General features: G+C 67.9%; 14 protein-coding genes. 7 read left to right on the top strand and 7 right to left on the bottom strand.

Annotated elements, in window-relative coordinates; translation table 11 throughout:
- The first annotated feature begins 85 nt into the window (after positions 1 to 85).
- Complete coding sequence (locus tag EV137_RS37195; RefSeq protein WP_134132864.1) at positions 86 to 1204, top strand: alpha-lytic protease prodomain-containing protein; 1119 nt, start codon at positions 86 to 88, stop codon at positions 1202 to 1204.
- 42 nt (positions 1205 to 1246) lie between these two features.
- Here the strand turns inward: EV137_RS37195 and EV137_RS37190 are convergent, their stop codons facing one another.
- From EV137_RS37190 to EV137_RS37160, 7 genes are read right to left on the bottom strand one after another with little or no spacing between them, the layout of a single operon-like run.
- A complete protein-coding gene (locus tag EV137_RS37190; RefSeq protein WP_134132862.1) occupies positions 1247 to 2029 on the bottom strand; it encodes a peptidoglycan DD-metalloendopeptidase family protein in 783 nt (260 codons plus the stop codon).
- Between the two features lie 59 nt (positions 2030 to 2088).
- The gene (locus EV137_RS37185; RefSeq protein ID WP_134011258.1) at positions 2089 to 3438 is read right to left on the bottom strand and encodes a flotillin family protein; all 1350 of its coding nucleotides are present in this window, start codon (positions 3436 to 3438) and stop codon (positions 2089 to 2091) included.
- Between the two features lie 21 nt (positions 3439 to 3459).
- Complete coding sequence (locus EV137_RS37180; protein ID WP_130387656.1) at positions 3460 to 3654, bottom strand: NfeD C-terminal domain-containing protein; 195 nt, start codon at positions 3652 to 3654, stop codon at positions 3460 to 3462.
- 55 nt (positions 3655 to 3709) lie between these two features.
- Complete coding sequence (locus EV137_RS37175; protein ID WP_134132861.1) at positions 3710 to 4537, bottom strand: carbohydrate ABC transporter permease; 828 nt, start codon at positions 4535 to 4537, stop codon at positions 3710 to 3712.
- Positions 4534 to 5451, bottom strand: coding sequence for a carbohydrate ABC transporter permease (locus EV137_RS37170; protein ID WP_134011528.1), 918 nt, complete (start codon positions 5449 to 5451; stop codon positions 4534 to 4536). Before EV137_RS37170 ends, EV137_RS37175 begins: the two co-directional genes overlap by 4 nt.
- Before the next feature lie 11 nt (positions 5452 to 5462).
- Entirely contained in the window at positions 5463 to 6752 is a 1290-nt protein-coding gene (locus EV137_RS37165; protein WP_134132859.1) for an ABC transporter substrate-binding protein, read from the bottom strand.
- Between the two features lie 4 nt (positions 6753 to 6756).
- Positions 6757 to 7743, bottom strand: coding sequence for a carbohydrate kinase family protein (locus EV137_RS37160; RefSeq protein WP_134132857.1), 987 nt, complete (start codon positions 7741 to 7743; stop codon positions 6757 to 6759).
- Positions 7744 to 7868: 125 nt separating this feature from the next.
- Between EV137_RS37160 and EV137_RS37155 the strand changes: the two genes are divergently transcribed.
- From EV137_RS37155 to trmD, 6 genes are all read left to right on the top strand, one after another.
- Positions 7869 to 8621 carry a DeoR/GlpR family DNA-binding transcription regulator gene (locus EV137_RS37155; protein ID WP_133788702.1) on the top strand — a complete coding sequence of 251 codons (753 nt, stop codon included), beginning with the start codon at positions 7869 to 7871 and terminating at the stop codon, positions 8619 to 8621.
- Positions 8618 to 9988 carry a 6-phospho-beta-glucosidase gene (locus EV137_RS37150; RefSeq protein ID WP_134132856.1) on the top strand — a complete coding sequence of 457 codons (1371 nt, stop codon included), beginning with the start codon at positions 8618 to 8620 and terminating at the stop codon, positions 9986 to 9988. Before EV137_RS37155 ends, EV137_RS37150 begins: the two co-directional genes overlap by 4 nt.
- A gap of 175 nt (positions 9989 to 10163) precedes the next feature.
- Complete coding sequence (rpsP, locus tag EV137_RS37145; protein WP_134132854.1) at positions 10164 to 10691, top strand: 30S ribosomal protein S16; 528 nt, start codon at positions 10164 to 10166, stop codon at positions 10689 to 10691.
- 5 nt (positions 10692 to 10696) lie between these two features.
- Positions 10697 to 10948, top strand: a complete 252-nt coding sequence (locus EV137_RS37140; RefSeq protein WP_133788830.1) for an RNA-binding protein — start codon at positions 10697 to 10699, stop codon at positions 10946 to 10948.
- Between the two features lie 94 nt (positions 10949 to 11042).
- Positions 11043 to 11588 (top strand): ribosome maturation factor RimM, encoded by a 546-nt coding sequence (rimM, locus tag EV137_RS37135; RefSeq protein ID WP_134132853.1) that lies wholly within the window; start codon positions 11043 to 11045, stop codon positions 11586 to 11588.
- Position 11589: 1 nt separating this feature from the next.
- Complete coding sequence (gene trmD / locus EV137_RS37130; protein WP_134132851.1) at positions 11590 to 12789, top strand: tRNA (guanosine(37)-N1)-methyltransferase TrmD; 1200 nt, start codon at positions 11590 to 11592, stop codon at positions 12787 to 12789.
- Positions 12790 to 12854: the final 65 nt, after the last annotated feature.

Raw genomic sequence — 12854 nt, 5'->3', positions numbered from 1 at the left:
CCCTTGACGAGCCTGACAACGTAGGCCACTCTCGACCTGAGAGCGCTCTCATCCACCGAACCGCCCCTAGGTGAGGAGAGTTCCCATGAAGGTCCTACTGGCTGCCGTACTCACGGCGGCTGTCCTGACTGTGCCCGCGCAGGCGTTGGCAGCACCCGAGCCGCTGGCTGTGCCCGGCCAGTCTGCCGCCATGCAACGTGACTTCGGGCTGACCGAGCAGCAGATGCAGCAGCGCCTGGCAGCCGAGACCTCGGCGGCCAAGCTGTTGCCTGCGGCCCAGAAAGCGGCCGGCGTCGCGTTCGGCGGAGCCTGGTACGACCCGGCCACGCAGAAGCTGGTCGTCGGCGTAGTTGGCTCTGAGCGTGCAGCCGCTGTACGCGCGACTGGTGCGCAAGTGGCCGCCGTACCGGTGCCGGCAAAGGCGTTGGATCAGCAGAAGGCTGCAGTCGACAAGCTGGCCGGCAAAGCGGTGCCTGCTGCAGTCAGCGGCTGGTCTGCCGATCCGCGGAGCGGCAGCGTGGTGATCAACGTCCAAGCAGGCAAGCGTTCCCAGGCCGTCGACGCGTTCGTCGCCAAGGTCGCGAAGGCCGGAGCAGTTACGGTCAAGGAGGTCGCGGCGCAGGCGCCCCGCACCTTCGCGGCCGGCACCGTCGGCGGTGACCCGTACTACGTCAGCAACATCCGCTGCTCGATCGGCTTCTCGGTGTACGGCGGGTACGTGACCGCCGGCCACTGCGGCCGCAGCGGCATCGTGCGCGGCTGGGACGGTTCGAACCAGGGTGAGTTCCGTGGCTGGTCGTTCCCCGGCAACGACTACGCCTGGGTCGCCACGGGCTATGGCTGGTGGACCGTACCAGTCGTGCTCGGCTGGGGACAGGTGAGCGACCAGCTCGTCCGCGGGTCGTGGGAGGCACCGATCGGCTCGTCGGTGTGCCGGAGCGGTTCGACGACGCACTGGCACTGCGGCTCGATCCTGGCCAAGAACGAGACCGTGAACTACGGCAACGGCCAGCTGTTCTACGGCGCGACCAAGACCAGCGTCTGCGCCGAGGGCGGGGACTCCGGGGGGTCGTTCATCACGGGTGACCAGGCGCAGGGCGTCACGTCCGGTGGCTGGGGCAACTGCAGCAGCGGCGGCGAGACGTGGTTCCAGCCGGTCAACGAGATCCTGCAGGCCTACGGCCTGACGTTGCACACGGCATAACGCGTGTGGGATCCCCTTGCGGTGCAAGGGGATCCCATGGGATCAGCAGAGTGGTACGCCGGGGAGCTGGGCGTTCGGATCGTCGATGTAGATGTTGCTGATGAAGCCGTTCTGGTCACGCAGCTTCGACCACCAGTTGTTCGTGTAGCCCTCGGCGTTCACGGTGTCGCCCTGCTTCTGGCAGAGCACCCACACCGAGGTCGGTCCGGCCAGCGTGGTCACGACCGGCGAGCTCAGGTGCGCGTCGGAGCGGACGTTCACGCCGGAGCCCCAGGTCATGTAGTTCTTGCCCGGGCCGGAGCAGCCGTTGTCGCTGGTGAGGAAGTAGGAGCCGTACGAGCCCGGGTAGGCCAGTCCGGACCCGTTGATCACGATGTTCTGACCGACACCGTTGAGCAGTTGCTCGTAGTGGATGTGCGGACCGGTGGAGTTGCCGGTGCTGCCGGTGACACCGATCTGCTGGCCCTGCGAGACCTGCTGGCCGTTGGCGACGGAGTAGGCGGACAGGTGGAAGTAGTACGTCTTCCAGCCGCCGCCGTGCTCGATGGCGATGTAGTTTCCGGCGCCGCTCGGTTGCGAGAAGCGGTACGCCGTACCACCGGCGGACGCGAGTACCGGCGTACCGTTCGTCGTCCCGCCGTCGGCGCGGATGAAGTCGAGTGCGCGGCGGACCTCACCGGAGTGGTGACTGTAGGTCCAGCGTTGGCCACACGGGAACGGGGCCTTGAAGTTCGGCGCGGCCTGCGCCTGCGTCGGCACCGCCACCAGGGTGGCGGCGCCGAGCAGGAGCGCGGCGAGTGCTGCGAGAATCCTTCTGGGCGGCATGCTGCTCAGTGTCAGACGTCAAGCAGCAACCTTCAACGGTTTCCGCCTGTAGTTAATTGTCAGGCGGATTCGTCCGGAACCGGCTCCAGTTTCGGGGCCTCGTCCTTCTTGGTGGCCAGCGAGTCGATCAGCTGCTTGGCCAGCGCGAAGCCGGAGCCGCCCATCGTGATCGTCTTCACCAGGGTGTCCTCGATGCCCTGGGCACCGTTCAGCACGACCATGTTGCCGACCTTGTCGAACGAGCTCGCCGCGGCGGTCACGATCGCCGGGTAGGCCTCGGCCAGCTGCTGCGCGACGACCGCCTCGGTGTTGGTGGCCAGCGCCTCGGCGCGCGCCTTGATACCGGCCGCTTCCGCCATCGCCTTGGCCTGTACGGCGGACGCCTCGGCCTTACCGGTCAGCTCGGTGGCCTTCGCCTGCGCCTCACCGCGCAGCTGGACCTCCCGGGCGTTCGCCTCGGCGGCCGCGATCTGCGCGTCACGGGCGGCCTGCGCCAGCGTGCGCTGCCGGTACGCCTCGGCGTCGGCCGGCTTCAGCACCGTCGACTCCAGCTGCTTCTCGGCCAGCGACGCGTTCAGCTTGGCGGTCTCCGTCTCGGCGACGACGACCTCCTGGCGGGCCAGCGCCTCGGCCAGCGGACCGGACTGCGACGCCTTCGACTTCGCCTGGTCGACCTCGGCCTGGTAACCGGCCTGGGCGATCGAGCTCTCCCGGACGGCTGCGGCCTTCTGGGCGGCGGCGGCCTGCTCGCGCTCGGTCGCCTCCCGGTCCCGCTCGGCCTGCGCGATCCGGGCCGCGGCCTCGACCGCGGCGGCCTGCGGACGGCCGAGGTTCTTGATGTAGCCGGACTCGTCGTCGATCTCCTGGATCTGCAGCGAGTCCACGACCAGGCCGAGCTTCTCCATGTCCCCGGCCAGCGAGCCGCGGATGTTGGTGGTCAGCGTCTCCCGGTCGTGCAGCATCTCCTCGACCGTGGTGGAGCCGACGATCGCCCGCAGGTGACCCGCGAACAGCTCGTGGATGGTGCCCATCACCTGCTCGTCGCTCTGCTCCAGGAACCGCCGGGCCGCGTTCGCGATCGAGCCGTAGTCGTCACCGACCTTGTACGCCGTGACGCCCTTGATGTGCAGCGGGATGCCCTGGCTGGACACGCACGTCACGGTCAGCGGCGTCGCGCGGATGTCCAGCGGCAACCGCCGTACCGTCTGGAACCCCGGGAGCACCGCGGTGCCGCGGCCGACGACGATCTTGAAACCGAGGGTCTCGTTGACCTGGTCGGTGCTCGAGTGCGCGCCGAGGCCGGAGATGATCAGCGCCTCGTTCGGCTCCGCCACCCGCCAGACCATCCGGAACAGGATCAGAAGGACGACCACCGCGACCGCCGCGATGATCAGGTACGTCCAGAGCATTTCCCCTCCAAGGGAACGAAATTAGATGGCGCGAGCGACGTACACGGTGCGGGGTGGGTCGAAGTCGACGACGACAACCTGCGTCCCCACCTCGAGCACCTCGTCGGTCGCCGGGTAAGCGTAGAAGGCCTCGGTGGCACCCCGGACCGGCAGCATCACTTCGCCGACGATCCCGGGTGCGATCCGGCCGATCACCCGCCCCCGCTTGCCTACCATGTTGCCCCTCCGACGTACCGCTGCTGCTCTGGGTTCCGCAGCTTACATCGGAGGGTCAGCCGCGTACTGCGCCTTCCGTCGCGCCCTTGATGAACTGGCGGGCGAAGATCGCGAACACGATCACCAGCGGGATCATCGCCATCAACGCTCCGGTCATCACCATGCTGTAGTCCACGCCGTGCGAGCGGTTCAATGTCGACAGGGCGACCTGCAGCGTCACGTGGTCGGGGTTGGTCAGCACGATCAGCGGCCACATGTAGTCGTTCCAGGAACCGACGAACGTGAAGATGCCGAGGAACGCCAGTGCCGGCCGCGCCGACGGCAGCGCGACGTGCCAGTACGTCCCGAAGAAGCCGCAGCCGTCCAGCGTCGCGGCCTCGATCAGCTCGTCGTGGATCGAGTTCTGGAAGTACTGCCGCATCCAGAAGATGCCGAACGCGTTCGCAGCACCCGGGATGATCAGCGCCTTCAGCGAGCCGACCCAGCCCAGGATCGCCATCGTCTGGAACTGCGGTACGGCGGCAAGTTGCGCCGGCAGCAGCATGGTCGCCAGCAGGATCACGAACAACGCGTTACGCCCCGGGAACCGGAACTTGGCGAATGTGAACGCCGCGAGCGAGTCGAAGAACAGCACCAGCAACGTGGTCGAGATCGCCACCGTCGCGGTGTTCGCCATCGACGGGAAGAACGCGACGTTCTCCAGCACGTGCCGGACGTTGTCGCCGAAGTGCCCGCCGAACGTGAACTTCGGCGGGAAACGATAGATGTCCGCGGTCGTGTTCGACGCCATGATGATCGTCCACGCGAACGGGAACATGAACACCAGCAGGGCCAGCACGAGGGCGGCGTGCAGCGCGAGCCCGCGCAGCCGGTACCGCGTCATCGGTCCTCACTCCGTCCACGGAAGATCCGCCAGTTGATTGCCGTGAACAACAGCACGAGCGCGAAGATGCTCAGCGCGATCGCGGCGGCGTACCCGTAGTCGTTGTCCAGGAACGCGGCCCGGTAGAAGAACAGCACCACGGTCATCCCGCTCTGCCCGGTGCCACCGCTGTTGCCGACCATCACCTGCGGCTCGGTGAACGTCTGCAGCCCGCCGATCGTCGACATGACGACGGTGAACAGTACGACGGGACGCAGCTGCGGCAGCGTGATCGAGAAGAACGTCCGGACCGCTCCCGCCCCGTCCACCTTGGCGGCCTCGTACTGGTCCTTCGGGATCGCCTGCAGACCGGCCAGGTAGATCAGCGTGTTGTACCCGACCCACTGCCACACGATCATCGTGGAGATCGCGATCTTGATCCCCCACGGCTGCCCGAGCCAGTCCTGCTGCGGGATGCCGAGGGAGCGCAGCGCGGCGTTCACCAGACCGAAGTTCGTGCTGAAGATCGAGCTGAAGAAGATCGCCATCGCGACCAGCGACGTGACGTTCGGGATGAAGTACGCGATCCGGTAGACGTTGGTGAACCGGACCGCGGACTGCAGCATCACCGCCAGCAACAGCGCCAGTACCAGCGTCGGCACCGTCGACATCAGGAACAGTACGACGGTGTTCTCCAGCGACTGCCAGAACGTCGGGTCCTTCACCAGGAACGCGAAGTTGTCCAGGCCGGTGAACCTGCGGGCGCTCAGGCCGTCCCAGCGCTGGAACGCCAGCACGATCGTGGACAGCATCGGGTACAGCCCGAACACCGCGAACAGAACGTAGAACGGTGACAGCGCCAGGTAGAACCGCCAGTACGACCAGATCCGGCGTCGCTGACCGGTCGATGATCTGGTCAGCGGCGCGGTCCGCATCGTTGTAGCCGTCACTGCACTCCCTGGCGTTTGGCGATCGCCTTCGCCTTCGAGACGGCGGCGGACCATGCCGCGTCCGAGGTCTTGGCGCCGGTCTGCACGGTCTTGAGCTCGTCGTGGAAGGGTGCCGCGACCGAGTCGTCGTACGGGCTCTGGTACGCGACCGGGATTGCCTTCGCGGCCGGGCCGAAGATGTCGATCGGGACCTGGCCGCCGAAGAACTTGTCGGCCGCCTTGAGCTGCGGCTTGTCGTACGCCGCCGGCGTCGACGGGAAGATCTGCGCGTCGGCGAACGCCTTGGCCTCGTTGTCGGCGCTGAGCATGTACTTGATCACGTCGAACGCCTTCTGCGGGTCGGCGGCGTTCTTGGTGATCGCGAGGAACGAGCCGCCGAAGTTCGCCGCGCCGCCCGGGGTCGGCGCGAGCCGCCACTTGCCCGCGGTCTTCTTCACCGCGGACTTGATGTCGAGCGCGACCCAGGCCGCCCCGATGTGCGCGGGCACCGTGCCCTGATCGAGGCCGGCGTTCCAGTCCGGCGAACCGCTCGGCGTCTTGCCGTCGATCTTCATCGTCATCGCCTTGACCGAGGTGTCCCAGGCCTTGCGGATGTGGTCCTGGTCGCCGATGAACTTGTTGTCCTTGGAGATGTACCGCTCGGTGCCCTGGCCGACGACCATGTCGTAGAGGTCGGTGGCGTCCCAGACCAGCAGCGCCTTCGGGTTCTTCGCCTTCAACTGGACACCGGCGGCGAAGAAGTCGTCCCAGGTCTTCAGCTGCTCGGCCACCTTCGCGGGGTCGCTCGGCAGCCCGGCCGCGGCGAAGACGTCCTCGCGGTAGAACAGCGCGGTCGGGCCGACGTCGATCGGCAGACCGATGACCTTGCCGTCCAGGGTGGTGGCCTGCTTGACCTTCCACTCCAGGTAGTCGCCGAGGATCGAGTCCGCGCCGACGGTCTTCAGGTCCACGAACCGCTCGGCCTGGGGCAGCAGCGACGCGATGTCCTCGCCCTTCAGGCCCGTGATGTCGGGGATCGACGTACCGCCGTTGAAGGTGGTGATCAGCTTCTGCTTGAAGTCGCCGCCGATCTCGGAGTACTTGATCTTCGGGTCCGGGAAGTGCGCGATCGTGTCGTCCAGCACCGACTTGCCGAGACCGCCCGGCCAGCACCACATGGTCAGCGTGGTGGCAGTGTTCTTCTTGGCCGTCGTCCCGGTGTTGTTCATTCCTGACGAGCAGCCGACCAGCGACCCGCCCGCTACGGCTGCGAAGCCCCCGAGCAATGTCCGACGTGAGAGCTCCATGGTTCTACCTTCCTGAGTGTGCCCATGAGTGTGCGCTGATCAGCGCCTGGAGGTGGTGGTCTTCGGGATGCCCGGTATCGAGCAGGGCCTGCCAGGCCACCAGGTCGGCCCAGCGCGGTGCGGCGTCAGCACCGCCCAGCCGGGTGACGGAGAGCGCGGCGGTGAGTGCCGCGAACCGCACCCGCTGCGCCAGCGGCAGGTCCCAGAGCGTGGCGGCGATGAAGCCGGCGGCGAACACATCACCCGCCCCGGTGGTGTCCGCCGCCGGGACCGCATACGCAGGTACGGCGACCTGCTCGCCAGTACTCGCGTCGAGTGCGGTGGCGCCCGCAGCGCCGTTGGACACGACCACCAGCGGCACCTGCTCCGCCAAGCGGCGCATGGCCTGCTCTGGTGAGTCCGTCCGCGTGTAGTGCATGGCCTCGTCGGCGTTCGGCAGGAACACGTCGCAGTGCTGGAGCTGGTCGAGCACTGCCGGGTCCCACTGCTCGGTCGGGTCCCAGCCCACGTCTGCGAACACCACACTGCCGGCCGCCTTCGCCTTCGCCAGCCACTCGTTCGGCCAGGATCCGATGTGGGCGGCGACGGCTCGAGCAGCCGGCGGCGTGGTGATCAGCTCGTCGGCCGACAGCAGGGGAGGGGTACCCCGGGTGACCAGTGCCCTGTCGTTGTCGTAGGCAAGGGCCACGGTGAGGGGCGTCTGCCAGCCGGCGAGTTTTCGGGAGAGTGTCAGATCGATGCCCTCGGCGCTCAGGTACGTCCAGACGCGGTCACCGGCGGCGTCCGCCCCGAAGGCCGCGGCCATGCCGGTCCGCAGGCCGAGCCGGGCGAGCGCGACCGCGAAGTTCGCGATACCTCCCGGGCTCTCGTGCGACTCGGTGGCCCAGACCTCGGTGCCCGGACGTGGCGCCATGGGCAGGCCGAGCACCAGGTCCTCAAATACCAGACCGGACACGACGACATCTAGGACGGGAACGTCCAGCTCGTGCATGCTCAGCACACTCCTGCAGGGTCGATCAAACTCGTGCATGAATCTTGAAACTCTTGCTCAGGATCCGCAAGAGCTGATCACAAATTTGACTGATAATGACGGAGTTTGCGTGATACGGTCTCTCTGTGTTGCCGAAGCAGCGTCAGGATCAGATCGTCCGCGCGCTCCGGGCCGACGGGGCCGGGGGCGTCAAGGTGCTGGCCGGGAAGCTCGGCGTCAGCGAGGCCACCATCCGGCGCGACCTCGAGCAGTTGCACGCAGAGGGTCGTCTGACCCGCGTGTACGGCGGTGCGCTCGCGGTCGACGGCGGTGACGAGCCGTTCGCGGACGTCAACGCCGTCCATGCCGAGGAGAAGGACCGCATCGCGCGGCGTGCGGCCGAGCTGGTCGCCGACGGCGAGTCGGTGCTGCTGGACATCGGTACGACGGCACTCCGGGTCGCGCAGCACCTGCACGGCCGCTCGTTGACCGTGGTGACCAGCAACCTCGCCGTACTGGAGGAGTTGCAGAACGACGAGCAGATCGAGCTGATCGTGCTGGGCGGGTTCGTCCGGCGAAGCTACCGGTCGCTGGTCGGCTACCTGACCGAGGAAAGCCTGCGGCAGATCCACGTCGACTGGCTGTTCCTGGGGACCAGCGGGGTCCGGCCGGACGGCCGGGTCATGGACAGCACGATGATCGAGGTGCCGGTCAAGCGGGCGATGATCAACGCCGCCGACCGGGTGGTCCTGCTCGCCGATCGGACGAAGTTCCCGGGGCACGGCGTCGCCCGGGTGTGCGAGCCGGGAGAGCTCTCCATGGTCGTCACCGAACCCGACTCCGACGCGGCAACGCGTGCCCAACTGACCGAAGCAGGAGTAGAGGTGGTGCTGGCGTGAAGCTGACGATCCTGGGTGGGGGCGGCTTTCGGGTTCCGCTCGTGTACCACGCGTTGCTCGGCGACCGTGGAGCCGGACGGATCACGTCCGTCGTTCTCTATGACACCGATCCGTCGCGCCTGTCCGCCATCGCCGCAGTGCTGCGTCAGCAGGCGGCAGGCCTCGGCCACTCCGATGTCGACGCGGCCCCGCTCGACCCGCCGGTCGTGACCGCGACCACGGACCTCGACGAGGCGTTGCGTGGTGCCGACTTCATCTTCTCCGCGATCCGCGTGGGCGGCCTCGAGGGACGGACCGTCGACGAACGGGTCGCCCTCGACCTCGGCGTACTGGGGCAGGAGACGGTTGGCGCCGGCGGGATCGCCTACGGGCTGCGGACACTCCCGGTCGCCGTACAGATCGCCCAGCGGATCGCGGCGGTCGCTCCGGAAGCGTGGACCATCAACTTCACCAACCCGGCCGGCATGGTGACGGAGGCGATGATTCCGTACCTGGGCGACCGGGTGATCGGCATCTGCGACTCCCCGTCCGGTCTGGGTCGCCGGGCGGCGCTGGCGCTCGGCGTCGACCCGTCTACTGCGTTCTACGACTACGCCGGTCTCAACCACCTCGGCTGGCTTCGGGGCCTGCGGTCCGGTGGAGCGGACCGCTTGCCGGAGCTGCTGCAGTCGACTGACGCGTTGGCCTCCTTCGAGGAGGGCCGGCTGTTCGGTGTGGACTGGCTGCGGTCGCTGGGGTCCATTCCGAACGAGTACCTGCACTACTACTACTTCGCCCGCGAGACGCTGGCCGCCGTACAGGGGGTGCGGCAGACGCGTGGCACGTTCCTCCTGGAGCAGCAGTCCGCGTTCTACGCCGAGACTGGGCAGCACCCCGAGCAGGCGTTCGAGCTCTGGCAGAAGACCCGGGCCGAGCGCGAGTCGACGTACATGGTGGAAAGCCGTGAGGTCGCCGACGCGGGGGAGCGGGACGAGCGGGACATGGCGGCCGGTGGGTACGAGCAGGTCGCGCTCTCGCTGATGCGGGCGATCGCACACAACGAGCGGGCCTCGCTGATCCTCAACGTTCGCAACCGCGGCGTACTGCGCCACCTCGATGACGACGCCGTCGTGGAGATCCCCTGCACCGTTGACGCCAACGGGGCACTCCCGGTGACCGTGTCGCAACTGAGCGACCACCAGGCCGGTCTGGTCAGTGCTGTGAAGGCCGTCGAGCGCGCGACGATCGAGGCCGCCACCACTGCCTCCCGGGCCACCGCTGTGAAGGCCTTCGCCTACCACCCGCTCGTAGACTCTGTGACGGTCGCCCGCAGCCTCCTGGACACGTACGTCGAGCAGCTCCCCAACTTGGCCTACCTGCGCCCCTGAGGCGAATTGGTTGGGCAGCGTGGTTTCTGGCACAATGGCCTGCTGAGTCCGTCCAGGTTTCGTGCAGCCCTCTAACTCCACTGCCCGGCCGGCCCATCGAGCTTGTCACTGCGTTGTCCCCACGACGCGTCGTGCAGTTCATCAAGACAGTAATTCCAAGGGAGACCCCACAAACGTGGCAGTCAAGATCCGTTTGAAGCGCATCGGCAAGAAGCGCACCCCGCACTACCGCATCGTCGTGATGGACGCCCGCGCCAAGCGGGACGGCCGCGCGATCGAGGAGATCGGGATCTACAACCCGAAGACCGAGCCCTCGTTCATCCGCGTCGAGTCGGAGCGGGCGCAGTACTGGCTGGGCGTCGGCGCGCAGCCGAGCGAGGCCGTCGAGGCGCTCTTCAAGGCCACCGGCGACTGGCAGAAGTTCAAGGGCCTGGACGCCCCGGCGCCGCTGCGGGTGGCCGAGCCGAAGCGGGACAAGCAGGAGATCTTCAACGAGGCGCTGGCCGAGGCCCACGGCTCGCTGAAGACCGAGGCGGTCACCGCCAAGAAGACCGCGAAGAAGGCTGAGAAGAAGGACGACGCCGCCGAGGCGCCCAAGGCCGACGAGGCTCCGAAGGCTGACAAGGCGGAGGACGCGAAGGCTGAGGCCAAGGCCGACGAGCCGAAGGCCGACGAGGCTGCGGCCGAGACCACCGAGGCCTGACGATGATGGAGACCGAGGCGCTCGAGCACCTGGTCCGAGGCATCGTGGACAACCCCGACGACGTCAGCGTCCGGGCCCGGAACCTGCGGCGTGGCCGCACCCTCGAGGTGCACGTCCACCCCGACGACATCGGCAAGGTGATCGGCCGTAACGGCCGCACCGCCACCGCGATCCGCACCGTCGTCGGCGCCCTCAGCACCGAGTCCTCGCTACGCATCGACTTCGTCGACGAGTTCAACCGGCGCCCGCGCCGCTGACTCGGTAGTCCACAGCAGTCCTGTGAGGGGCCGCACCCGGTCTGGGGTGCGGCCCTTCATTTCGTACAAGAGGTCCTACAAAGGAGTAATGCAGGTGTTGGTGACTGTCGGGCGGATCGGCCGGGCGCATGGGATCAAGGGCGAGGTCGGTATCGACGTGCGCACCGACGAGCCGGACCGCCGGTTCGCCGACGGAGCGACCGTCGTGACCGATGCCAAGGTGTCCCGGACCCTGACCATCGCTTCGAGCCGCTGGCACAGCGGGAAGCTGCTGGTGAAGTTCGCGGAGGTGCCGGACCGGACCGCGGCGGAGCAGCTGCGCAACCTGGTCATCCAGTCCGAGATCGACGAGGCCGAGCGCCCCGAGGACCCCGAGGAGTACTACGACCGCGACCTGATCGGCCTCGCGGTCCGCACCACCGACGGCGCCGAGGTCGGCGAAGTGACCGACATCGTGCACCTGCCGGCGCAGGACCTCCTGGAGATTCGGCGTACCGCGGGGAACCTCGTGCTGGTCCCGATGGTCGAGGAACTCGTCCCGGAGATCGACATCGACAAGCGGTACGTCGTGGTGGCAGACCGCCCCGGTTTGCTCGACCCCGAGGGCGCAGAGGTGGTAGAGACCGAGCCGGGGGACTGACATGCGGCTGGACGTCGTCACGATCTTTCCGGAGTATCTGGCCGCCCTTGACGTCTCCCTGGTCGGGAAGGCGGCCAAGAGCGGTCTGCTGGACATCCACCTGCACGACCTGCGCGAGTGGACCCACGACCGCCACCGGACCGTCGACGACACCCCGTACGGCGGGGGAGCGGGCATGGTGATGAAGCCGGAGCCCTGGGGACAGGCGCTGGACGCGGTCGCCCCCGTCGACAGCCCCTCGCAGCCGCGGCTGATCGTGCCGACCCCGGCCGGGCGGCCCTTCACCCAGGAGCTCGCGTACGAGCTCGCTGCTGAGCCCTGGCTCGCGTTCGCGTGCGGGCGGTACGAGGGCATCGACGCGCGCGTGGCGTCGTACGCCGGCGAGCGGATGCGCGTCGACGAGGTGTCCATCGGCGACTACGTGCTGAACGGCGGTGAGGTTGCCGTACTCGTGATGGTCGAGGCGGTGGCGCGCCTCCTGCCCGGTGTGATCGGCAACCCGGAGTCGCTGGCGGAGGAGTCCCACTCGGGCGACGGCCTGCTCGAGTACCCGGTCTACACGAAACCGCCGAGCTGGCGCGGGTACGACGTACCTGAGGTGCTGCTGTCCGGGAACCACGCTCTGATCGCCGACTGGCGCCACGACGAGTCCGTACGGCGTACTGCGGAACGTCGGCCGGACCTCCTGGCAGCGTGGGGCGACGTGGTCGCTCAGAAGGAGGACGCCACCTCAGGGGTCCGCCTGCTGCCCGCCACGGCTGCTGACGCGGGTGAGATCCACGTACTGCAGCTGGCCGCCTTCCTGTCCGAGGCGCGGTTGTACGACGATTACACGATCCCGCCGCTGACAGACGACCCTGCCGCGACTGCCGCCCGCCTGGAGCGGGGGACCGTCCTGAAGGCTGTCGCCGGCACCCGCATCGTCGGATCGGTCCAGCTCCTGGTGGACGACACGGTCGGACAGATCGAACGCCTCATCGTTGCCCCCGACTGGCAGGGCCGGGGGCTCGGTACCCGCCTACTGCGTGCCGCCGAGCAGGTGGCGCCCGCCGAAGTCACGTCGTACACCCTGAACACGGGCGCGCAGAGTGACCGGAATCTCGCCCTGTACCGGAAAGCGGGCTACCGGGAGCTCAGCCGCGAGCCCCAGACGCCCAAGGTCGACCTGGTCCGGCTCGGCAAACGCCGCCGCCGTAAGTGATCACCCTGCGCGGTCGACGCACCGGATTTCGTCGCCGTGTGGGGCGTGTGGCAAGATTGTCTGTT

Origin of the sequence: Kribbella pratensis, assembly GCF_004366075.1 — a bacterium.
Lineage (GTDB): Bacteria > Actinomycetota > Actinomycetes > Propionibacteriales > Kribbellaceae > Kribbella > Kribbella pratensis.
Note: the sequence above shows the minus strand (reverse complement) of the source record. Positions and strands in the feature narration are given on the sequence as shown.